Raw genomic sequence first — 23,481 nt, 5'->3', positions numbered from 1 at the left:
TTGGTTGCGGGGGTAGGATTTGAACCTACGACCTTTGGGTTATGAGCCCAACGAGCTACCGGGCTGCTCCACCCCGCAGAATCAGTTTAACAAGGGTTTACAGCTTGGGTCAATGTGTGGCGAGCTGCACGCTTGCCGCGCTCCGGCTGACAGGCTAGCTCCTTCGATTCGGTACACTGCATCGAGAAGCGTATACTCGCGAATTCTGCCTGTGGGGGCTCCTGCATGTCTGTTCTGTACGTTGTGGTTCTGGTGGTCATTGCTGTCGCGCTGCTTGCCGTCGCGCTTTATCGCACTTCACGCGTGAAAACCAAAGACGATTACCTGGTGGCCGGGCGCTCACTGCCCGCGCTGGTGCTGGTGCTTACGCTGCTTACCTCGTGGATCGGCGCGGGTTCGCTCTTTGCCGGAGCTGAGAATGCCTACAAGAACGGCTTTGCCGCTCTATGGCAACCTGCCGGCGGATGGCTTGGGCTGCTGCTTATTTATTTCATTGCTCCACGCGCGCGAAAATTTGCGCAGTTCACGCTGCCGGACTTGCTGGAGGCGCGCTACAACCAGACGGCGCGCGTGCTCGGCACTTTCGCTATCCTCTTTGCCTACGTGGGCATTACCAGCTACCAGTTCAAGGGCGGCGGCGATGTGCTGCACCTCATCTTTCCGGAGACCATCTCTGCGCAGATGGGCACATATCTGATTGCGGCCTTCGTCATCGTCTCTACGGCGCTCGCTGGTATGTCCTCTGTGGCATATATGGATGTGGCGATCGGTTCGCTGGTGACGGTGATCTGCGTGATTGCCGCGCCGTGGCTGCTGGCTGAGGCCGGCGGATGGGCGGGGCTGCATACATCGCTGCCGCCCGCGTACTTCACCTGGCTTGGGAATTTCCGCATCGACCCGCACGGAGTAGAGCAGCCGGTGGTCTTTGGTGTGATCAAGGGCCTTGAATTTCTGGTGCCCACGCTGTTGCTCATGCTGGGCAACCAAGTGATGTATCAAAAATTCTTCTCTGCCAAGTCTGAGCGCGACGCGAAGGTTTCCGTGGGCGGATGGATTGTGGGCACGCTGGTTCTGGAAACACTGATTGTGGCGATTGCGGTTTTTGGCCGCGCGCTTTATCCCACCGGAGAAGTTGCTTTGCATCCGCGCGAGATCATTCCATATACGGCGCGGCATGGGCTGCCCGCGCTGATGGGCGCGCTGCTGTTGGGCGCGGTCTTTGCCAAGGTGATTTCGACGGCTTCGAATTATCTCTTTTCGCCGGCGACAAATCTCGTCAACGATGTATTTGTGCGCTACATCTCGCCGGGCGCTTCAGACAAGCGAGTCCTGATTGTTTCGCGCCTGGCTGTGGTGCTGCTGGGCTGTTGGGCGCTCTATCAGGCCGTGTATGCGGAGAGCATTTTGCAGAAGATGCTGTGGGCCTACACCATTTATTCCGCTGCGCTCACGCCTGTCGTACTTGCGGCGTTTTATTCCAAGCGCGTAACGTCGTGGGGCGCGGTTTCTGCCATTGCCGGCGGCACGCTGGTGACGCTTACCTGGGATTTGAAAGCAGTGCATAACAACCTGCCCGCTGTCATCGCCGCTCGCGATGCGATCTTTCCTGCGCTGTTCGTGGCTGTTGTGCTGATGATTGTCGTAAGCTTGTTCACGCCGAAGCCTACGGAGAAACAACTGGCGCAGTTGGCGGAATAAGTTCGGGAAAAGCGCAGACCGGAGGGCCTAAAGGCCCGTAATCTTTGTGTGAATCGAATTGCCGGGGATAAATCCCCGGCCTACCATTCTTTATGCCTGTTGCTCAGCTCACGCTTGAAATTCGTATCGAACATTCGCGGTCGCTCAAGGATCGGCGGCAGGTGGTGCGCTCGCTGAAGGACCAACTGCGGCAGGGCTTCAATGCTTCTGTGGCGGAGATGGATGAGGATACGACCTGGCAGTCGGCGACGATTGGCATTGCGGCGATCTCCCGCTCGCGGGATTATCTGCATGGAATGATCGAGGAGATTGAGCGGGCTGCGCGGCGGATTCTCAACGAGCATGGGGCGGAGCTGGTGGACTCGTTCTGGGAGTATCTGGAGAGCTGAGCGTTTCTATCTCACAGCTTCACAGTTGAGTGAACTACCTTGTGCGGCGCTCTTCCGTAAGTTCTTTTCTTTCATTCGGTTATAGGCGGCTTCACAGTTCCCGTGAGATGCCATGCTGCTGTGAGACTGTGGGGAATGGCTCGCGTAAATTGTTGATTTGCATTGGCTTGCACCCTTTTTCCGGCTCACAGATTCACAGCTCGGTGGGCCGGTTCACAGTCCTGTTCGACGAGAAAGCAAAAAGCCGCTTTCCCCGGCTGGGATTGCGGTGTTTCTTTACTATGCCGTTGGAAAGCAGACAGGGGGTTACCACTTAATTAACTGAAAGAGGTTACCAAAAAAAAATAAAAAAATGGTATTGTCCGATGTAAGGTTCTCTTTTTAATAGGCTTACAGGTAAAAATCAGGGTGAATTGTTTTGTTCGCCTTTTCATCCCTCTATTTCATGGAATCAACAAGTTACGGGGTTGAGACAGTTTTTACTGCCGCGACGTGATTGAGCAACAGGAAAAGCCCGAATCCGTTGGGATTCGGGCTTTTCCTGTTGCTGATTATGAGTAGAGCATATATGGGGGTAATTTTGTGCAAAGTATTTGGAGGGGGTTTGGGTACGAAAGGGTATTGGACTTTGGTAATGAGGGAAAAGGCGGGGAAAAAGGGACAAGGGATAAGGGAAAGCGGGTTCCTGGCTCCGACTGAAAGATGCACAGCAGGGACGACATCCTTCCGTAGTGGGTTGAGGGGAGTGCTTCCCCTGGTCTCAAAATCGAGACCAGGGGCACCCGGCTTTCCGCAAAAAGTTGCGGCGTGGACTGTGAGGTCCACGCCGCTTTGTTGTGTTGCGTTGGAGATTAGAACTCGAGCCTTGCCGCGATCTGGGCCGTACGCGCGCCTCCGAAGTCAGAGCCGATTGTGCCGCCGATGATGCCGAAGCTGGCTGAACTGAGGTTCAAGTCCGGGTCGCCGAGGTTGGCATGGTTGAGGACGTTGGTGAAGGTTCCTTCAATCTTGAGGCGATAACGCTCGGTAATGGCAAAGGCCTTGTTGAGTCCAGTGGAGAGGTTGACGAGTCCGGGACCTTCAACGACGCCATTGCGGGCATTGCCGAAGCGGCCGATGGGCAGCGGATGCTCGGAGCCGGGGCCAAAGGCCTGGCGCTGAGTTCCGTTTGCGTTGAAGCCGGCACCGGTGTAGCAGCCGTGGCCAGGGGTCCAGGAGGGATCTCCTGGGCAGGTGAATGCCGAGGGGTTGACCCACATGGTGCGTTTCCTGGCGCCGGATTTCCAACTGACACCCGACACCTGATCAGCGTACTGCGGACGGTGGGAGGGATCCCAGCCTTCGAGCGAGTCGTCGAGGCCGGAGCCTGTGCCGGAGGGGTCGCCCTCTCCATCCGGGAAGTAGGGCACATTGTAGTTGCCTGTCTGGAAGGTGAAGATGCTGGAGAGGCGCCAGCCGCCGATGAAGGTGTCCGTTATGTGATTCATACCGCCGCCAAAGGCCTTGCCGCGGCCGATGGGCAGGTCGTAGAGTCCGGTGGTGTTCCAGCGCAGACGGCGGGTGCCGAAGACATCGCCAAAATCTGCCGCGCGGTCAATGACGGAGGTGGCACGGCTACCGCCGCTTTCCCCTGCGAAACCGCCGTTGGCTGGACCCTGGTTATCGGCCAGGTTCTTGGCCCAGGTGAAGGTGGAGTTGTACTCGATGCCGTGCTGGAGGCGGTGCGAAGCCGCGAGCTGGAGCGAGTGATAGCTTTCGTTGGCGCCCGTCATGCGGTTGTTGATGCGGCCCCAGTTGGGGAAGAGACGCTGGGAGTAGTCGGCATTGTAGGCCGAGAGAGTGGTCGAGAAGGGTAGCGTGTTTTCATCTGGAGCCCAGATGAGTTGATGGGTCTCCGAACCGATGTAGGATGCGCGAACGGCATAGCCCTGGCCGAGGTCGCGGTCAATGCTGAGAGACCACTGTTCGGTATAGGGGTCCTTCCAGTTTGCGGAGTTGGCGGTGCCGAAGTAGTCCGAGCCGTAGGCGCCGACGCCTGCCGCGCCGCCCGAGCCAGCGTAAACCGTAGGCCAGGTCCAGGTAGGCTTGCAGGGCGCGCCGCCGCAGGAGGCAGTGGGGTTGTTGTTGTACTGCTGGGTGTAGGCCTGCAGTGTTCCTGTGAGGGAGTAGAAGTTGGAGCCCAGCAAGTTGATGTTGTACATGCCGAAGCCGGCGCGGATGGCGGTCTTGTCATTGCCAAACGGGCGATACGCTACGCCGAAGCGGGGCATGAAGCGCAGATGAGGATACTTCTTGAGGCCGATGGGGTAACCGGCAGCCACGTTATTCAGCACCGGCATGCAGGGCGCGCCGTTGACCACAGCGCTATTCGTGTCATTCACGCCGTCGGGATCGCAGGCGTTGGCCGATTGGAGAAAGGGCTGCGCGAGCAGGCTCTGGAAGCCCTTCATATAAATGGAGCGACCGGCGAGCGGGAGGGACGGATCGAAGTTGCCGATGTCGCCGCCCTTGTCGTGATAGCCGGGGTGCAGCTCATAGCGGATGCCGTAGGAGAGGGTGAGGTTTTGGCTGACGCGCCAGTCGTCCTGGGCAAAGGCATGGTAATGCTGTGAGATGCCATTGTTGTCCTGGGAGACGACGTCGTAGAAGGTAGCGTTGGGAATGCCGGTGAGGAAGTCTGCAAAGTCGATGCCGGTGTAAACGCCAACGCTATTGCCGCCGCCGTTGAAATAGTAGGTGCCGTAGTTGTCAGCGCCGTTGAAGCCGAGGGCGCTCTGGGCTCCGAGGGTCTGGACGTCGCCGCCGAACTTCATGGTATGGCGGCCCTTGGTCCAGATCAGCGTGTCGCTGTAGATGCTGGTGATGGAGCTGCCGAGGCTGGTGAGGCGATCCACTCCGAGGGCCTGGATGTTGTTGAAGTCCATCTCAGGGACGCCGTTGAAGTAGAGATTCTGCAGTCCCACGAAGCCTTCCCCATTGGTCCACGCATTTCCGTTGAAGGGGTTGGTTTTACCGGTCCAGACGCGGGTGAAGGCGTAGCCGCCTTCGTTGATCAGGTTGGGCGAGACGGTCCAGTTCGTATCGACGCGGAGCACCTTGTTGGTGTTGACGTTCTGCGAGGAGGGAACGAGGAGCTCTTCCTGCGAAACGGTGGGGAAGCTCTTCTGGGAATAACGGCCCCAGAGAAGAAACTTCTGGTTGGAGCCGAAGTATTTGTCGCCACGGACGTCGAACTGGTCGGAATGCGCGCTGATGTCTACGTTCTGCGTCCAGTTGGGCACGCCGTTATCGACATAGGTGGCGGGGTTGCCGATATTGGGAGTGGGGTAGAACTGCTTGAGAGTGGCGGCGGCAATGGGATTGATGCTCAGACCGCAATTCGCGAGATTGTTTCCGCAGTTCGCGCCGGTGTTGGGATCGCGGAGAGTGATGGGATTTCCGTTCGCGTCCGAGTAGCCGGAGAAGTCGCCCTGTACCATGCCGGTGGAGGGCACGACCTCGGACAGAGGGGTTTTCGCGGGGTAGCGCCAGCCTTCGTAGTCAACGAAAAAGAAGCTTTTGTTGGTGCCGTTGTATTTCGGCAGGATGACGGGGCCGCCGAAGGAGCCGCCGAAGGTGGTGCCGTGATAGGACGGCTTGGTGAAGGGCGTGTAGCTGTAGGGGCTTGCGTTCCAGTTGTTGTCCTGATAGTAGGTGAATGCGGAGCCGTGAAATTTGTTGGTGCCGCCCTTGGTGGTGACGACGACCTGCGCGGGATCGCCGAATTCCGCATTGGCGAGGACGCCGTCGGCGCGGATTTCGTTGATGCCCTCGGTAGAGGGGAAGGCGTTTGTGATGAAGCCGCCGCCGGCGGCGTTCAGGGTGGTTACGCCGTCTACGGTGACGTCCATCTGGTAAGGCAGAGCGCCCTGGAGCGAGAGGCCGGATGGGTCAGCCTGCACGCCGGGGAGCGCCGCGAAGATGTTGGCCGCGGAGGTGCCGCTGGCGCTGGCGCGGGTGTTGACGGGGAGGCCGTTGGCATCATCGGCGGTAAAGGTGCCGCTGATTGTGGGCGTGTCGGTCTGAATGGCCGAGACGACGTCGCCGGAAACCTGCACCTGCTGCTGTACTGCGCCAACGGAGAGCTGGGCATCGAGGCGGAGCTGCTGGCGAACCTCGAGACTGAGATTGGTGATTTCGAACTTCTCGAATCCGGGGAACTCAACGACCAGCGTATAGTGGCCAGCGACGACGTCGGAGAAGGAGTAGTCTCCGGTGCCGGTCGATTTGGTGACACGGATGGCGCCAAGGTCCGTGTTGGTCAGAGTGATCTGCGCGCCGGGAACTACGGCTCCCTTGGCATCTTTCACTACGCCGATGATGGAGCCTTGTGTTGCCTGCGAGCGCGCGAATGGACATGCGAGCACGAGAGCCATAAGCAGCCCGAGCGAGACGAATAATCTCGAACAGGACCGCATAAAGTTCGATTTCCTTTCAGACATGGAAGACTGCCTCCTCAAAAGTATTGACTGTGTTTCGTGAGTGGGTTGTAGATTTGGAGCTCCGGCACCAATCGAGAAATGAAGCCAGGGCCAGATCGGTGCGCCACGTTTATATATCCCTGTGGAAGGGAGGGTATGAGTATGTGTTGCGTCAGATTCAGGCTGATTGAACTGCAATCAGCGTAAAGAAGCTTGATTACTGACGCATGAACCGCATGTGAGCAGCGTGTAAACGCAAGCGCGCAAAGTCAAGGACAACAGTCATGTCCCGTAATTTCTGTGCAAAATTCGGCGGCCACAAACAGGATTGCCACATTCCGTTTGCGTGAGCCGGCTTCCGCGATCGAGATGGATATGCCGTTAGGGAAGGTCTGATTAAGTCCGTGAAGCATACCTCAGCGGCTAAAGCCGCATTGATTTTGATGCATTTATGTCACGGCTGAAGCCGTGACCTACCGTTCGTGCCACTTAATCAGAGTTTCCTTAGTCGTTATCCGGCTTGCGAAGAGTAGACCGTGTGCTGTTCAGGTGCTTGCTGATTTCATCCGCATCGTCCATGTCGAGCAGCTCGGCTGCCTCGCGTTTGGTCTTCGGCTTGGCGATCTTCGCGTTCTCCGGGGCAAAGATGCGCGGATCGGAGGGAACAGCGGTGAATGGCTCCATGTGCGGCGCCGCATCGGGTCCAGTTTCAAAGATGCCTGTGAGCGAGCCGGCGAGTGCGTCCTCAAGATTCATGGGGCCAAGGCCGAGCAGCCCGTCCATGGTGCGGGTGATGGAGCCGAAGTCAGTATGCGAGTGCGAAACAGCGCCGGGCTTGAGCCACGGGCTGGCAATGCCGAGAATGCTGCGGTGGGCATCGACGTGATCCACGCCGGCCTGCGCGTCGTCTTCGGTGACAAAGAGCGCGGAGTCGCGCCAGATGGACGTGGTGGAGAGATACTCCACAATCTTTCCCAGCGCCAGGTCGTTGTCCGCCACGTAGGAGACGCGATACGGGTAGCCGTCGCCGGGGCGCGCGCGTGTCGTGTGGTCGTTGGGCAGCCGGATCACAATCAGCGCGGGAATTTCGCCTTTCGCGAGCCGTTCACTGAAGTCCTTCTTGAACTCCTCAAAGCGCAACTGGTCGGGAATGCCGAGGTTGAAGGTGGGGAAATTGCGGTCGGTCGCCTCAAAGACGGGGCGCGGAATCGGCGAGTTGAGGTAGAGCCGCTGGCCTTCAGGGAAGGTTCCATCGCGCTCGTCTCCGCCTTCGACTTCGAGGCTCTCGCCGTAGTTCAGAATGCCCTTGCCGGATTTGTAGGAGTTGGCGATGTGCTCCCACAGGGTGCCGAACTGCGGTTCATCTTCGGGCATGGGCGCATCCGCTCCGCCAAAGATGGCGCGGCGGCCGGGCTCTTCGCCGCCGCCTTTACGTCTGTCGCCGTAGCCTGAAGTCCATGCCGTGTTGAAGAACGGCGTGGGATTGGCGCCGACCACCCAGCGATGCCCATCGGCGGAGACGTCCGAATCCACGTAGAAGTTGTCGCTGATGGCAAAGCGCGCGGCTATGGCGTGCAGGTTCGGAGTGACCTTGAGATGCTTTACCTGCCTGTTCTCCTCCGTCCAGCCGTCCAGCCCAAAGCGCGCAATGCTGGGATCGCCATTTGCGCCGGCAACGTCGCCGAGCATTTCATCGTAAGTGCGGTTCTCGCGGACGATCAGGAAGCAATGCTTGAGATGCGGCAGTTGCGCGCGCTCGCGGGATGCAACCAGATTGGTGTCGAGGACGGTCTTCGTAAGAGCTTCCGCATCGCGCAGAGCGCTTAGCTCCAGAATCGAGAGGCTTCCGAAATCGAGCGAACCAACGTAGGTCGGTAAAAAAATATCGTAGTTCTTTCCGCCATTCGGCCCCGCGCCTTTGCCCTTGGCGTTGGTTACGTAGAGGAATTTTCCATCCGGCGAAAAGGCGAGCGCTGACGGATTCCAGCCGACCGGAATGTGCTCGATCACGCGGAGATTGGTTTCATCGAGCACACCCACTGCGTTGATGCCGGACTCAGCCACGTACACTCGGCCCGCTTGCACGCCGATGCCGCTCGGCATTATGCCGCGCAGCGGATGGCCATTGGCATCCTTGAATTCAGGCGCGGTAAATGGCGACAGCTCCGTCTGCGCAAGCAGCGTTTTGCCGTCCGCGCTTATCTTCGCCACCGCGTCCTGGTGCGCCAGCGCCACATATACCGCCGTTGCATTGGCGGCTACGCCTGTAGGCGCTGCTCCGCCGATCGTCGCGCCGCGTTCTTCGGTAATCTTCGCACCCAGGCGCAGCTTCGCCGTAATCGCCGGGCTGGCCGGATTGCTGGTGTCGTAAGTCCACAGGGAGCTGCCTTCGGCCGAGTTCTCATCGCCCAGTCCTGGAACCTTTTTGCCTTCCACCACCGTGCCCTGGCGCGCGGCTTTGGATGGGTATCCAAAGGGAGGAAAGCGCAGGCCGGGGTCATGTTCCGCGTCGCGAGGGCTTCCGTCCGAATTACGGATCGCTGTGTACTCGAAGAGCCCGGTGTTGGTCACATACAGCCGCTTGCCATCCGGCGCCAGCGCCAGCGCATACGGATAGCGGCCCGTGGGAACCGATGCGATTTGCTCCAGCCGCGTGCCGTCCTCACCCGCAACGCTCAGAATGACCACGCGCCAGTTTCCCTGATCGAGAACAAAGAGCGTCTTTCCATCCGCTGAAGCCACAAGCGTGGCTGCAAAGCTGTTTTTGTACGCACTGCCAGCGGTTGAGCCGTCCAGCGAGAGTTCCCCGGCCTTGCTCCAATCGGCTGTGCGATAGACCGCTACCTTGCCGGAGTCGCCTGTGGCTACATACAGCAGCTTTCCATCCGTCGAGTAGGCCAGCCCCGCATGCACCTCAATCTCCGGCTTTTTGTTTGTGCCCTTCGGCATACGCATGGCGGTGGGATTTGCGGACTGCGGCGCATCCACCACGTTCAGCGCAAACGGAAATCCGATTGACGGAATCGCAATCTGCCCGCCGTCGGGCCGAACCGCCAACGTAAACGGGTACGGCGCAAGCTGGATCCACTTGCCAGCCGGACGAATCTCGCGTCCGTTGGGAAGAACCGCAGTGGCAGACTGCGCCAATGCGGTTGCGGGCGTCAGCGTGGCTGACGCAATCGAGGCGATCAAAAGGCAACGGGAAACCGAGGAGGAAAACATTGGATTCAGTATCCAATGCAGCACATCAACCATATATTTCAGTTGTGTAAAGGATTGCAGTATTTTCCGCAACCTCTTTCGTTGCATCGGGTTCGTACTAAAATACGGACATGGAATAAAGCTCCGAAAATCGCGCATTTCGAGCCTCGGGACGAGTCCAAATGCCGAGTCCAAACGTCGGGCAAATAGTGATTCTTCGGCAGTGTCTCCGTTTGAAGGAACTGCCACAGGGGCTAAAGCCCAATTTCATTTTTATGGCCGTTTCGGCACGACTAAAGTCGTGCCTTGTTACAAAGCTGGTCCGATTTGAGTTTTTCGCAAGCTGTAGAGTCGTGCCCTGTTACAAAGCAATTCAAATTGAGACACTGCCCGATCCTTCGACCGGATCGACCAATTTAGGAGTTGTGAATGCGTTCAAGAACGGCAATCACCGTTGCGTTGGTTCTTCTTGCAGCATCAGCACTGCCCATCCTCTCGCAGACTGCGCCGGCCTCCTCCGGCACAGCCGAGCAGGAGCCCAATCTGCGCCTGGAAGTGCGGCGTATTCCCGTTGACGTGGTCGTGCTCGACAAGCAGGGCAATCCGGTGAAAGGGCTTACGGCGGCAGATTTTGAGGTGAAAGAAGGCGGCGAGGTGCAGGCCATCAAGTCCTTCGACGTTACGGATGGCTCCGCAGCCAGCTACACTCCGCCCAAGCTGCCCACGCTGCCTGCTAACACGTTCGTCAATATCCCGGACACGCCGGAGCGTGGCCCGCTTTACATCCTGTACTTCGACATGACGAACACGACGCCGGATGAGCAGATGAGTTCCCATAAGGAGTTGCTCGGCTTTGTGGAGAACGCGCAGCCGGACACGCGGATGATGCTGATTTTGAACACGGACCGGATTCATATTCTGCAGGGCTTTACCACGGACCACGATCTGATCGAGCAGGCAATTCTGGGCAAGGGCCCCGGACCGCATGTGCCGCAGGTCTTTACCTCCGGCAACAATTATGGAAGATGGGATGCACGCGCGGCGCTGGGCAACCTGAACTGGATTGCCGAGTACATGAGCGGCATACCGGGGCGCAAGAACCTGATCTGGCTATCGTCAGAGTTTCCAATTCCGGTTTCGCCCTCGCTGGTGGGGTCCAATGCGATGGCGTCGGGCGGCGCGCCTGCCAACCCCAGCGCCGGTGGAGGCGGCCCGCAGATGCTCGACCTGTCCGGTTTGCTCGCGGACGCCATGAAGACGACTTACGCAAACATGATGAAGAGCCAGATCGCGCTCTATCCAGTCGATCTGGGCGGCTCGACAGGGAATCTTGTGAAGTTTGACCAGATGGATATGATTGCCCAATCCACTGGAGGCCGCGCCTATTACAGCAACAATCACATCAGTGAACTGATCGACAAGGCCGTGGTACACGGCGAGAGCTACTACACGCTGACTTATGCGCCGCAGAAGGACTTTGACGGCGACGCGCGCCACATCCAGGTGAAGCTGGTGGGGAACCATCCCGACCTGCAGGTTACGTATCGCACGCTGTATTACGCCGTGGCGGATGACGACAAGGCTCTGGACACGCTGCACAAGAAGGACGTTATCCAGGAGCGATTCCTGAAGGCGAAGGCCGAGGATACGCTCTATGCCAATATGGAGCACGGCGCACCGATGGTGCATGACCTGCTCTTCAGCGCGCATTTGACGACTGTGGGCAAACTGCACATGGCCTCCGATGCCGAGATGGCGGCGCTTCAGGACTCGCCCGCGTTCTTTCGCACGCGCAAGCCCAACAGCAAGCCGCTCAGGCCGCCGCCTGCTGTTCACCTGCAGAAATACAGCATCGAATATGCAGTCATCGATCCGGAGCTTCGCCGCATCGAATCGGTTCCCGGCACAGCGCCTACGATTGAGTTTGCAGTATCGGCATTCACCAACGAGGGTGCGACGTTGAACTGCGTGCTGAATCAGGGCTCGCCCGCGGGCGCCGGCGCAGCCGCAGATGCAAATGGAAAGAAACAGGGTCCGGTCTTCCGTGCCGAGCAGGAGCTTGAGGTTCCGGAGAACGCAACATACATCCGCGTTGCCGTGCGCGATATGACGACGAACCGCACCGGCACGCTGGAGGCAACGCTGCCGCTCAAGCCGGAGAAGCAGATGGCGCAAAAGAATTGAGGCATCAAAAATTGGCTTGAAATCATCACTAAGCAGTGAAAGGATTTCCGGCATGTCTTCCGCAACTGCAATTGCCGCTGTCTCGATCCTTCTGGCTGGCTCATCTTTGCCTGCCTTTTCGCAGACCACGCCTGCGCCGGCCTCGCCTGGCGCATCGGAGCAGGTTCCGGTGGTGCGAATGGTGGAGCAGGAGCCGACTCTGCGGCTGGAAGTGCGGCGCATTCCTGTTGACGTTGTTGTGCTCGACAAGCAGGGAAAGCCGGTGAAGGGGCTGACTGCCGCGGACTTTGAGATCAAAGAAGGCAATGTGCCGCAGCAGATCAGGTCCTTCGATGTCACCGATGGCTCCAAGGACAGCTACAACCCGCCCAAAGTGCCCACACTGCCTGCAAACACCTTTGTCAATATTCCGGACACGCCAGAGCGCGGCCCACTCTACATCCTATACTTCGACATGTTGAACATGGACCAGGATGACCAGATGAGCTTTCACAACGAGCTGCTCAAATTCGTGGACAACGCGCAGCCGGGTACGCGGATGATGCTGATTTTGAATACGGACCGTATGCATATCTTGCAGGGCTTTACCACGGACCACGATCTGATCAAGCAGGCACTTCTGGGCAACGGGCCGGGGCCGCATATTCCGCAGGTTTTTATTTACGGCGGCGTTTACGGAAAATTGGATGCGCGCGCTGCGCTGGGCAACCTGAACTGGATTGCTGAATACATGAGCGGAATACCGGGGCGCAAGAATCTTTTGTGGTTCTCGTCGGAATTTCCGATTCCGGTGGGGCCATCGCTGGTGGGGTCGAATCAGATGTCGGGAGGAGGCGCGCCTAATAATCCGAGCGCCGGGGGCGGCGGACCGCAGACGCTGGATTTCAGCAGCCTGCTTGCGGACATCATGAAGAGCACATACTCGAACATGATGAAGACCCAGATGGCACTCTATCCGATTGATGTGGCCGGTGTGACCGGGAACCTTGGAAAGGACGGCATCATGGATATGATTGCCGAGTCTACCGGAGGCCGAGCGTATTACAGCAACAATTTCACGCATGAGCTGATCGACAAGGCCGTAGTGCACGGGGAGAGCTATTACACGTTGACCTATGCGCCCGAGAAAGACTTCAACGGTGACGCACGCCATATAGGGGTGAAGCTCGCGGGCAATCATTCTGATTGGAAGATCGCCTATCGCACGGTGTATTACGCCGTGCCCGATAACGACGATAGTATCGACAAGCTGCACAAGAAAGATGTTGTGCAGCAGCGGTTCCTCAAGGCCAAGGCCGAGGATACGCTCTATGCCAACATGGAGCACGGCGCGCCGATGGTGCATGACCTGCTCTTCAGCGCGCATTTAACGGCTGTGGGGTCATTGCATATAGCAACGGACAAGGAGATGGCGTCGCTAGAAGACTCGCCTGCGTTCTTCCGCACGCGCAAGCCGAACAAGCAGCTCAAGCCGTTGCCTCCCGTTCGGCTGCAGAAGTATCGCATCGATTATGGCGTTATCGATCCTGAGCTTCGCCGCATCGAATCCGTTCCCGGCACAGCGCCTACGATTGAATTTGCAGTATCGGCATTCAACAAAGAGGGAGCAACGTTGAACTGCGTGCTGAACCAAGGCACCCCCGCCGGCGCTGGCACAACCACAGATGCGAATGGAAAGAAACAGGGTCCGGTCTTTCGCGCGGAGCAGGAGCTTGAGGTTCCGGAGAACGCAACATACATCCGCGTTGCCGTGCGCGATATGACGACGAACCGCACCGGCACGCTGGAGGCAACGCTGCCGCTCAAGCCGGAGAAGCAGATAGCGCAGAAGAATTGAGGCGCGCGACAGATTGATTTCAGTACCAATGAAAAAGGGCGGCAGCCTTGAAGGCGCCGCCCAAATAAGACTCACGAATCTTGTGTGAGGCTTTCAGGAGACAACCCCAGAGTAGCCTGCGGCGGGAACGGCGTCATGGGCCGCACGGGTGAGGCCGGGGTCCACCCAAAGGTTGACCCTCATAAGCGCGAAATCAGCGCGGAAATAGAAGGAGTGATTCGCAATGGCACGCCCGAATGGGGTGCCAAAGCGATACCCTTGTGGCAGCACATTGAGCTTTTTCCGAGCCAATTCGTTCCGAGCCAATTTGTTGTGGCGCATCCCGCGTTTTTGCGTCTCGCTCTGTGCTGTCATGCTCCTGCCGGCTGCATCTGCCGGTGCGCTGGTTCCCAGCACTCCGCTCAGCAGCATGAACCGCCAGAGCTGGGTTATGGAGAATGGCCTGCCGCAGAACACCATTCACGCCATTGCGCAAACTGCGGATGGCTATTTGTGGCTGGGGACCGAAGCTGGGCTGGTGCGTTTTGATGGCGTGCAGTTTGCCGTCTTTGATCGCGGCTCAAAGCCCGCGCTGCCGGATAACGATGTTCGCTGCCTGCTGGCTGCATCGGATGGCGCGCTGTGGATCGGCAGCGCCGAGGGGCTGGCACGGCTGGACCACGGCGCGGTTACTGTGTACACCACCGCCGATGGACTGCCCGCAAATGCAATCCACGCGCTTGTGATGGCTGCAAATGGTATGGCCATCATTGAAACTGTGGCCGGGACGGTGGGCATTCGCGGCGGAAAAATACTGCCGCCCATGGAAGATATGCCGGTCATAGAGGACGCCGGGAATCTCTCTGTTGCGCTGCCCAATGGCGAAATTGCCAGCGCGAACCGAGGCAGGCTGGAGCTGCTTCGCAACGGGCGCAAGGTAGCGCAATTCTCCACCGACATTGAGCTTCCAGGCTCGCGCATTCAGTCACTGTTTGCGGATCGCGAAGGCGTGCTGTGGGTTGGCACCAATCGCGGCCTCGCGCGCATCGTCGACGGCAAGCCTGAATTCAAAGTGGATAAGCTGCCCGTCACGGACCCGCTGGCGAGCGCCTCCATCGTGAGCTTGTTTGAAGACCGCGAGGGCAACGTGTGGATTGGCACGGAGACCAGCGGCCTGCATGTGCTGCGCGACCAGCGATTCTCAAGCATTGGTTCGCCGGAGGGCCTCAGCTCGGACGAGACAACGGCGCTTGTAGAAGACGGCGCAGGCAAGCTCTGGATTGGCACCAACGGCGGCGGCCTTAACGCGCTGCGGATTGCAAAGGAAGACCAGGGTAACGGCGCTGGCCTGGCCACATCCTACGTTGTGCCCGATGTGCTGCTGAGCAAGGTGATTCTCTCGCTTGCTCCGGCGCGAGGCCCGGACGACATTCCCGCGCTGTGGGTGGGCACGCCGGATGGGCTGAACCGCGTTCGCGGCAGCGCGGTGGATTCGTTCACTTCAGCCGATGGCCTGCCGGATGATTTTATCCGCTCGCTGCTTGCGGATCGCGACGGCTCGCTGTGGATTGGTACGCGGCACGGCCTGGCGCACTGGAGCTTCAGCGCGGATGGGCGCGCGGTGACGCGGCGCAAAACTTTTACGCACACCGATGGGCTTGGCAGCGACCTTGTCGGCGCGCTCGCGCGCGATGCGCATGGCGATCTGTGGATTGCTACGCTTGCGGGGCTCTCGCGCCTGAGCGGCGGAAAGATCATCAACTACACCACGGCAGACGGGTTATCAAGCAATGTGATCACGGCACTGCATCCGCGCAGTGATGGCACTCTGCTCATCGGCACCGAGGATCGCGGATGGAATCTCTGGGACAAGCGCGGCTTCCATCCTGTGCAGGGAGGCTCGGATCACGCTGCTATTCATGCGATTCTCGATGACGGCATCGGGCATCTCTGGTTTGCGACAGGCAATGGCATTGCGCGTTGCGATGTTGCCGGTTTGAGCACGAATGCATGTCCCAACTGGATCGAGTTCGGCATTGCCGATGGGCTTCGCAGCCGCGGGATGTCTACGAATGGGCATCCGGCAGCATGGCGCTCCGCGGATGGAAGGCTGTGGTTTGCTACGCCCAAGGGACTCATCGCCGTCGATCCCGCGCATTTCCCCGTGAATACTGTGCAGCCGCCTGTGAGTATTGAGCGCTTCACCATTGATGATGCGGAGCAGGCGCTGCGTGGAGCTGATCCGCTGCTCAGCGTTGCCGCGGGGCGCGTTCATTTTGAGTTCGACTACGCGGCGATGAGCTTTACCGCGCCGCAAAAAGTTCGCTATCGCTATATGCTGGATGGCTTTGACAAGACATGGACGGATGCGGGCGCGCGCCGCACCGCGTATTACACCAACATTCCGCCGGGCACGTACACCTTTCGCGTGCAGGCTGCCAATAATGACGGAGTGTGGAACACGACAGGCGCGGCACTGCGCTTTGAGCTGCGGCCGCGCTTCTATCAGACCATCTGGTTTTACGTTGTACTCGGTCTTGCGCTGATTGTGGTCATTATTCTCGCGCTGCGCTATCGTTTACGGCGTGCTGAGCGCGAGTTCGGCGCGGTGCTTGCCGAACGCAGCCGCATTGCGCGTGAGATTCATGACACCCTGGCGCAGGGATACGTTGGCGTGAGCGTGCAGCTTGAGGTGCTTAGCGAACTGCTCCGCCGCAATCGTCTTGACGCGGCGCAGAAGCAGCTTGATTCGACGCGCGAAACCGTGCGGGAAGGACTTGCCGATGCGCGGCAGTCGATCTGGGCGCTGCGCTCGCAGGATGCCGGCGAGACCACGCTGCCTGTGCGTCTGCGGCGTATTGTGGAGCAAGCAAGCGGCGACGGGCTCGATGCGCGCTTCAATATTCATGGCGCTTATCGGGCTTTTGACACGGCCACCGAGCAGGAGATTCTGCGCATCGCGCAGGAAGCCATCCATAATGGAAAGAGCCATGCCCGCGCGCCGCATCTGTGGGTGCGGCTGGATTACATTCCCGGCGAAGCGGCGCTTGAAGTGCGCGACGATGGGCAGGGCTTTGTGCCGCCGGTGGCAGACGGACGCGTTGAGTCGCCTCCGGGGCATTATGGATTGACCGGCATGCGTGAGCGCGCAGAAGGTATTGGCGGCGTGCTGGAGGTTGAGAGCGCGCCGGGCGAGGGCACCGCGATTCGCTTGCGGATTCCGGTGCGGAAGGAAGCGGTTATGGATGTGGCCAGGGATGTAAAGGAGAAATCGTGACAACCGAAGCGATTCGCGTTTTAGTCGTAGAAGACCACCACGTGGTGCGCCAGGGGCTGGTGGCGCTGCTCAGCGTTGCCGATGGGCTGGAGGTTGTCGGCCAGGCTGCCGACGGCGTTGAGGCTATCACGCAGTTCCGCAAGCACCAGCCGGCCATTACGCTGATTGACCTGCGGCTGCCGCGGCTCTCCGGGGTTGAAGTCATCGAGCGCATTCGCATGGAGTCGCCGGGCGCGCGTTTCATTGTGCTCACGACATACGATGGCGATGAGGACATCTATCGCGCATTGCAGGCAGGAGCGCGCTCGTATCTGCTGAAGGGTATGACGAGTGAGGAACTGATCGCCGCCATTCGCACCGTACACGCGGGCAGACAGCATATTCCTGCTGCCGTGGCGCAGCGGCTCGCCGAGCGCGTGGGCACGGAAGAGCTCACCCAGCGCGAGTTGGACGTGCTGGAACAAATTGTGCATGGCAAGAGCAACAAGGAGATTGCGGTGGAGCTGCTGATCTCCGAGGCCACCGTGAAGACCCACATCAACAGCCTGCTCTCAAAGCTTGGCGTAAGCGACCGCACGCAGGCGGCCACGGCTGCCCTTCAGCGCGGCATTGTTCCGCTCGAATCCCTGCGGAGGCAGCGCCAGTGAGGTTTTTTCGACGATGGATTCCGGCTGCTCTGCTTCTTGTATTGCTGAGCGCCGGTGTCGTTGCACAGCACGGCGGATGGCGGCAGGCCTCGGATTCTCAGCTTGCATCGCTTCTGCCGGCGCGCGCCACGGTGGAGAAGGAACACATTGAAACCGAGATGCGCACTGCGACGGGCATTGTGGATTTGCACGGGCGCTTCATTGCCGGAGTGGTGCTGCTTACTGCGGGTTACTCCGCGGAAGGGAAGTATTCGCACTACCTTGTTGTGCAGGCTCCCATCAAAATCGGCGGCGTGGCGCTCAAGCCCGGCGAGTATGCATTTGGCTGGACACAAGGGGAGACTGGCGAGGCGCTCAGTGTGCATTTTCACATCGCGGAGACTGGAGTGCTGGTGGGTACTGCGGAAGCGAAACATATTACCGGAACGCAACCCGTCGAAAGCTTGCACATCTGGCCGCCAAGTGAGCGCGCGATCATCCAGATTGGCCGCTTTGCCATACCCTACGAAATCAAAGAGCAGTGAAAGCTTTAATCTATTCTCAATACACAGATGAAATTCCTCTTCAAATTTCTGGCGTCATTGCTTGTCTTTTCGTTTGTACCTGTCTTCGCGCAGATTCCCGCGCCGCTCTACGATCCTCAAACCATGGCCACGCTCGGCGATGAGATATTTCGTGATTCCGGCGCCACCGGCATGGTTCTTGTCATCGTGCATGACAATCAGGTCTTCTTTCATGGCTATGGTGAGACTGCTACCGGCTCCCATCAACTGCCTACGCAGGATTCCGTGGTGCGTATCTGCTCGCTCACGAAGATCTTCACTGCGGATCTCTTGACGAAGCTCGTTGCCAACAAAACGGTGAAGCTCACGGACCCATTGCAGCAGTTTACTCCGTCGCGCACGGTAGTGCCCAAGCGCGTACGAGCCATCACACTCTCGGATCTTGCCACGCACACGTCGGGCCTGCCGCGTGAGGTTGCAGGCGCTCCTCGCAACACCCCGCACTTCACGTTTCCTGATTACGCTACGCGCTGGCGCTGGCTGCCAGATCAACATCTCAGCTTCACTCCCGGCACTGCTGCGCTCTATTCCAATGTCGCGTACGATTTTCTGGGCGATGCCTTGCAGTCCGCTACTCACCAGCAGTATGCGGCGCTGCTTTCCGCGCGCACGCTCAAGCCGCTGCGCATGTACAACACAACTTATTTTCCAACTGCCGCTCAATGCAATCGGCTGCTCCATAGCGGCTCGCGGGACGACGGCCCGTGTACTTCGACGGAAGAATCAGCGGGCAGCTCCGGACTTTACTCGACCGCGAGCGATATGGAAATCTGGCTTCGATACTTGCTCGGGAACGGTGCGCAGGCGCAGGACCCCGCAGCGCAGGCCGTCTATATCCAGGCGTCGAATCTTGTGCGTCAGCAGGGACTGGATCATGCGGGTGATCCTACCGGCGTTGGGTTGGGGTGGATTCACTTACAGCCGCCTGACAGTCCTTCGCACATCGTGGAAAAGACGGGCGGCGGCGCCGGCTTTATAACTTATATTGCGATCAACCATGCGCGCCATGCAGCCATCTTCTTTGCGGCCACCGATGGCCCCATCAGACCCAAACAAAACAGATCCAATCAAGCCCAGCCCAAACCTGTAACGCCCAGTCAAGGTGCGCCTGCCCCGCATATCAATCTCTTCTACGCCGCCAACAATCTTCTGCTGACTGTATCCGGTCTGCCGCCGCTGCCACCTCCGCCGCCCAGGCCTGTCCGCGTCGTCGCGCACAAGCATGCGCGGACATCCAGCCGGAAAAAGTAGTCATCAGAGAATCCGGAAGTGGGCCAGTTTGAACGCGGGGGCTAAAGCCCATTTCATTTTTATGGCTGTTTCGGCACGACTAAAGTCGTGCCCTGTTACAAAGCAATTCAGATTGAGGCACTACCGGAAACCTGGAAGAAACAGAAGAGGCGTAACCCGTGTTTGCGGATTACGCCTTTGTCTTCGATACCCGCTCTACTCGTAGCGCAGCGCCTCGATGGGGTCCAGGCTTGCTGCCTTCCATGCGGGATAGATGCCGAAGACCAGTCCGATCAGCGCCGACACGCAGAAGGCGATGATGACCCATGTGCTGGAGAGCGCCGCATGCAGGAACGGCACAGCAAAGTGCAGGATCAGCGTAAACAGTGAGCCGGCGAGAATGCCGATCAGGCCGCCTACCGCGCACAGCGTCACCGCTTCCAGCGTGAACTGCAGCAGGATGTTCTTCTTCGTCGCGCCAATTGCCTTGCGGATGCCGATCTCGCGCGTGCGCTCCGTTACAGAGACCAGCATGATGTTCATGACGCCCACGCCGCCCACCATCAGACCGACGCTTGATACAGCAATCATGAAGAGGAACAACGATCCGGTGAGTGAGTTCCATAGACGACTCAGTGAGTCGGGACCAAAGATGGCGAAGTTATCATCCTGCTGCACGCGCAGACCGCGGCGCACGCGCAGCAGCTCGCGTACTTCTTCAATTACAAGTTCCTTGTGCTTGGGGTCGTCGTACTTCACCACCAGCCAGTAGTCCTTGACCTCGGGATGAATCTGGCGGAAGGTTTCGAGCGGCAGATACACTGAGTTGTCATTCTGATTGCGGCCGCTGCCAAAGGGCTGCGGCTGTTTGTCGAGCACGCCGATGACGGTATAGATCGTGCCGTGCACATCCACATCCTGGCCGATGGGCGAAGTGCCGGGAAAGAGATCCGCAGCCGCGTCGCTGCCCAGTACGGCAACCTTTGCAGCGCGCTCTGCCTCAGCGTCTGTGAAGATGCGGCCTTCGGCCAGAGGGATGTCATTGACCTGCGTGACCTGCGAAGTGACGCCGTTCACGATGGTATTGGAGATGCGGTGCGATCCTGCCTTGACTGAAAGCCCTCCCAGGCCAGTCTGGAAATTCTGGTCCGTCAACTCCGGATCCACTGCCGCCACGTAAGGCAGATTGCGGATCGCTATCGCGTCGTCATACGTAAGCCTCTTGCGATTGAGCTCTTCTGTAGTGGGCCGCTGGCCGAATGGCTCAAAGTGAAAGACCCACAGCGCATTGGTGCCCAGCCGCTTTACAAAGTTGTCGATGTTCGTATTCAGCCCGTTAATGGCGGACGAAATCAGGATCACCGTGGCGATGCCGATGCTGATGCCGAGGATGGTCAGCCCGGAGCGCAGCTTGTTCTTGCGCAGCGTGTCGAGCGCCAGCTTGATGGATTCATTCGAATCAGTAAACCTCATAGCTCTGCCCTCAGCGCGGTGATTGGATCAAGCTGCGCCGCCTTGTGAGCCGGGTAGATGCCGAAGAACAGGCCCACGGCCGTCGCCACAAAAAGGCTCGCGATGACCGACCACAACTCAACCGACGACGGGAAGGAAATCGCCAAGGTGATTCCTTTAGCCACGCCAATGCCCAGAAGAATCCCAATAATCCCCCCCAGAGCGGAAAGCATGGATGACTCGATCAGGAACTGCCGCAGAATGTCATTGCGCTTGGCACCCAGCGCTTTCCGCACGCCAATCTCGCGTGTGCGCTCCGTGACGGCCACCAGCATGATGTTCATGATCACAATGCCGCCTACCACGAGCGAGATCGACGCGATTGCGGCTACGACCGCGCCAAAGTTGTTGAGGATATTGCCGAGAAGATCCTGAAATGTCGCGCTTGTGTCAATTGTGAAAGAGTCTTTCGCTCCCGGAGCGAGGTGCCGCTGCGTGCGCATGATCGTTCGAAGCTGGTCCATCACGTTGTCCATGACGGAACCGCCCCCACCCGCATCCACATAGATGCTCATGGTGGCATGGGTGCCGTACTCGTGCAGATAAGCCGTCAGCGGAATCGATACCCAGTTATCCATGCTGCTGCCGAAGATCTTTCCCTGCGCCTCGCCCACGCCGATGACCGTGTACGGCGTGCCGTCGACGCGAATCTCCTTGCCCAGCGGATCACCCGCGCCCAGCATGTTATCTACAATATCCGCGCCCACGATCGCCACATGCGAGGCATGATCGTCTTCTGTCTGTGTAAAGATGCGGCCCACGGTAATGTTCTGATTTGAGATTGCGGGCATGGTCCAGGTCCAGCCGCGAATCGTCGTGTCCGTCGTGCTCTCCTTGCCGTAAACCACCTTGCCGACGGAGGTACGCTGCGCGCCCACGGATGCGCAGAGCGAGCATTCCCCCAGAATGGCCCTGTAATCGTCGTAGAGCACGTCTTTGCGCTTCTGGAACTCCATGTACTCTTCGATGGTCATGAAGTTGTCAGGCATTTTGTTTACGGTGACTGTCGCCGCGCCGTAGGTATTCAGCTTGGAGGTGACAAACTGCTTTGCGCCGTTGGTCAGCGTGACCACGGTGATCACCGACGCGACGCCGATGATGACTCCAAGCAGCGTCAGTATCGAGCGCAGCTTATTGCCCCACAGCGACGCCATTGCCAGTCGAAATGCTTCAATCCATTGCATCGTTCGCTCTCTGGAACTCCCTGCCGGGTGCGCATGCACCAAGCCTCAACCATGGCCGAAAAGAATCGTCTGTATCAGGATACGGCTTTTTGGGGTGTTTGGTTCCAAAATGATTGCCGCCGTGGCGTGGCTCAGCGCGTTAAACGAGCTCCAGACGAATTTCCCTGCCAACCACGCTCGCCGCCTTGTGAAGCGTGGTCAAAGTGATGGAGCTGTTTTCAGGGTCAAGAAGCCGGTCGAGAGAAGCTCGGCTGGTGTTCATCCGCCGGGCCATTTCGGCTTTAGTCAGCCCTTTTTGGTCCATTGCGGATGCAATTTGCCGCGCTACAACGCGCTTGATGGCATTGGCGCTTACCTCTTCGTAGACGCCTTCTTCCCGAAGCCAGCTATCGAACGTAGATCCAATGTTCTTCTTTTTCATGCGCGATCTCCTTTCATGCGCTTCAATGCCAGGTCTATTTCCTGTTGAGGCGTTGCCTGGGTCTTTTTCATAAACCCGTGCAAGAGCACCATGCAATCCGGCCTTACGCAGAACAGGACGCGGGCGATACGACCGCCGGGCAGACTACTCCGAACTTCCCAAACGCCACGGCTCAATGAACGCACCAGCGGCATGCCTATCGGCCAGGAAAACTCAACATCTTTGGATGTCTTCGCCGATTACCTTGCGGTCGGCAGCATCGAGCCCCTGAAGCCACTCCCGAACTGGTTCTCGTCCGCTGTCTGAGCGATAGAACCGGGCGGGTAGTCGTTTCAATAGAGGCAGCCTCACTATGAGTACCAAAAATGGTACGCTCAGTCAAGTACATTTTTGCGGCTAGCGCACGGTTTTACCGGCCCGAACTCCCGAATCCCTTTTCCGCACGCGACGATTCTTCCAGCGTCTCGGTTTCCTCAACCACTCCTGTCAGCACTGGAACCGGAATCATCTGCGCGATCTTTTCTCCGGCCTTGAGCTCGACGCCAGCCTGGCCGAGGTTCGTCAGTAAAATGAGGATTTCCCCGCGATACCCTGCGTCAATCACTCCGCCGGTCGCGGCAATTCCACGCGCGGCCATGGAAGAGCGGTCCCGCACCAAAAGCCCGAGCGGCGCGCCGGTTTCGGGGTGTCTGGCCTCTACGGCAATCCCCGTGCGAACGCGCACCGTGGCGTGCGGAGCAAGCGTTACGCCTTCGAGCGCAAAGACATCGTAGCCCAGGTCTTCTCCCGGGTGCGCCACAACAGGCAGGCGGGCGCCCTCATCCAGCCGTTTTACTCGAAGCATGACGGTAATGATACCGGAGCCGTCATCAGCTATGCTCACATGCAAGGACGGTACC

16 protein-coding genes and 1 tRNA gene are annotated in these 23,481 nt (G+C 58.8%); 8 read left to right on the top strand and 9 right to left on the bottom strand.

Features of this window, described 5'->3' with window-relative positions:
- Position 1 precedes the first annotated feature (1 nt).
- Positions 2–78 (bottom strand) — tRNA-Met (locus tag ABSG47_RS05135).
- 147 nt (positions 79–225) lie between these two features.
- On the opposite strand from ABSG47_RS05135, the gene ABSG47_RS05130 reads away from it, so the two are divergent.
- Together ABSG47_RS05130 and ABSG47_RS05125 are read left to right on the top strand one after the other, a co-directional pair.
- Positions 226–1,698, top strand: a complete 1,473-nt coding sequence (locus tag ABSG47_RS05130) for a sodium:solute symporter family protein (RefSeq protein WP_424167273.1) — start codon at positions 226–228, stop codon at positions 1,696–1,698.
- A gap of 92 nt (positions 1,699–1,790) precedes the next feature.
- Positions 1,791–2,087 (top strand): DUF503 domain-containing protein, encoded by a 297-nt coding sequence (locus ABSG47_RS05125; protein ID WP_424167271.1) that lies wholly within the window; start codon positions 1,791–1,793, stop codon positions 2,085–2,087.
- An 851-nt stretch (positions 2,088–2,938) separates the two neighbouring features.
- Here the strand turns inward: ABSG47_RS05125 and ABSG47_RS05120 are convergent.
- The gene (locus ABSG47_RS05120) at positions 2,939–6,544 is read right to left on the bottom strand and encodes an outer membrane beta-barrel protein (RefSeq protein ID WP_424167269.1); all 3,606 of its coding nucleotides are present in this window, start codon (positions 6,542–6,544) and stop codon (positions 2,939–2,941) included.
- Positions 6,545–7,051: 507 nt separating this feature from the next.
- Positions 7,052–9,769: a bifunctional YncE family protein/alkaline phosphatase family protein gene (locus tag ABSG47_RS05115; RefSeq protein ID WP_424167266.1), complete on the bottom strand. Its 2,718-nt coding sequence runs from the start codon at positions 9,767–9,769 to the stop codon at positions 7,052–7,054.
- A gap of 408 nt (positions 9,770–10,177) precedes the next feature.
- Between ABSG47_RS05115 and ABSG47_RS05110 the strand changes: the two genes are divergently transcribed.
- Together ABSG47_RS05110 and ABSG47_RS05105 are read left to right on the top strand one after the other, a co-directional pair.
- A complete protein-coding gene (locus ABSG47_RS05110; RefSeq protein ID WP_424167264.1) occupies positions 10,178–11,932 on the top strand; it encodes a VWA domain-containing protein in 1,755 nt (584 codons plus the stop codon).
- A 52-nt stretch (positions 11,933–11,984) separates the two neighbouring features.
- Positions 11,985–13,769, top strand: coding sequence for a VWA domain-containing protein (locus tag ABSG47_RS05105; RefSeq protein ID WP_424167261.1), 1,785 nt, complete (start codon positions 11,985–11,987; stop codon positions 13,767–13,769).
- A 93-nt stretch (positions 13,770–13,862) separates the two neighbouring features.
- Here the strand turns inward: ABSG47_RS05105 and ABSG47_RS05100 are convergent, their stop codons facing one another.
- Entirely contained in the window at positions 13,863–14,123 is a 261-nt protein-coding gene (locus ABSG47_RS05100; RefSeq protein WP_424167259.1) for a hypothetical protein, read from the bottom strand.
- Here ABSG47_RS05100 and ABSG47_RS05095 point away from each other — a divergent pair.
- The 4 genes from ABSG47_RS05095 to ampH are packed head-to-tail and all read left to right on the top strand — an operon-like array spanning position 14,122 to position 19,486.
- The gene (locus ABSG47_RS05095; protein ID WP_424167256.1) at positions 14,122–17,025 is read left to right on the top strand and encodes a ligand-binding sensor domain-containing protein; all 2,904 of its coding nucleotides are present in this window, start codon (positions 14,122–14,124) and stop codon (positions 17,023–17,025) included. The two genes, ABSG47_RS05100 and ABSG47_RS05095, sit on opposite strands and share 2 nt — an antisense overlap.
- Positions 17,022–17,672 carry a response regulator gene (locus tag ABSG47_RS05090; protein ID WP_424167254.1) on the top strand — a complete coding sequence of 217 codons (651 nt, stop codon included), beginning with the start codon at positions 17,022–17,024 and terminating at the stop codon, positions 17,670–17,672. Before ABSG47_RS05095 ends, ABSG47_RS05090 begins: the two co-directional genes overlap by 4 nt.
- On the top strand, positions 17,669–18,196 hold the full coding sequence (locus tag ABSG47_RS05085; protein ID WP_424167252.1) for a hypothetical protein: 528 nt from the start codon (positions 17,669–17,671) through the stop codon (positions 18,194–18,196). The genes ABSG47_RS05090 and ABSG47_RS05085 overlap by 4 nt, the downstream gene beginning before the upstream one ends.
- Positions 18,197–18,223: 27 nt before the next feature.
- A complete protein-coding gene (gene ampH / locus ABSG47_RS05080) occupies positions 18,224–19,486 on the top strand; it encodes a D-alanyl-D-alanine-carboxypeptidase/endopeptidase AmpH (protein WP_424167249.1) in 1,263 nt (420 codons plus the stop codon).
- Between the two features lie 195 nt (positions 19,487–19,681).
- Here ampH and ABSG47_RS05075 read toward each other — a convergent pair whose 3' ends face one another.
- From ABSG47_RS05075 to ABSG47_RS05055, 5 genes are all read right to left on the bottom strand, one after another.
- Positions 19,682–20,938 (bottom strand): ABC transporter permease, encoded by a 1,257-nt coding sequence (locus ABSG47_RS05075; RefSeq protein WP_424167247.1) that lies wholly within the window; start codon positions 20,936–20,938, stop codon positions 19,682–19,684.
- Positions 20,935–22,161 (bottom strand): ABC transporter permease, encoded by a 1,227-nt coding sequence (locus ABSG47_RS05070; protein WP_424167245.1) that lies wholly within the window; start codon positions 22,159–22,161, stop codon positions 20,935–20,937. Before ABSG47_RS05070 ends, ABSG47_RS05075 begins: the two co-directional genes overlap by 4 nt.
- Positions 22,162–22,300: 139 nt before the next feature.
- Positions 22,301–22,582, bottom strand: a complete 282-nt coding sequence (locus tag ABSG47_RS05065) for a helix-turn-helix domain-containing protein (protein ID WP_424167243.1) — start codon at positions 22,580–22,582, stop codon at positions 22,301–22,303.
- Entirely contained in the window at positions 22,579–22,776 is a 198-nt protein-coding gene (locus ABSG47_RS05060; protein WP_424167240.1) for a type II toxin-antitoxin system RelE/ParE family toxin, read from the bottom strand. The genes ABSG47_RS05065 and ABSG47_RS05060 overlap by 4 nt, the downstream gene beginning before the upstream one ends.
- Before the next feature lie 215 nt (positions 22,777–22,991).
- Entirely contained in the window at positions 22,992–23,465 is a 474-nt protein-coding gene (locus ABSG47_RS05055) for a dUTP diphosphatase (protein WP_424167238.1), read from the bottom strand.
- Positions 23,466–23,481 lie beyond the last annotated feature (16 nt).

This window comes from Occallatibacter sp., from assembly GCF_049510455.1.
In the GTDB taxonomy this organism is placed as follows: domain Bacteria; phylum Acidobacteriota; class Terriglobia; order Terriglobales; family Acidobacteriaceae; genus Telmatobacter.
Note: the sequence above shows the minus strand (reverse complement) of the source record. Positions and strands in the feature narration are given on the sequence as shown.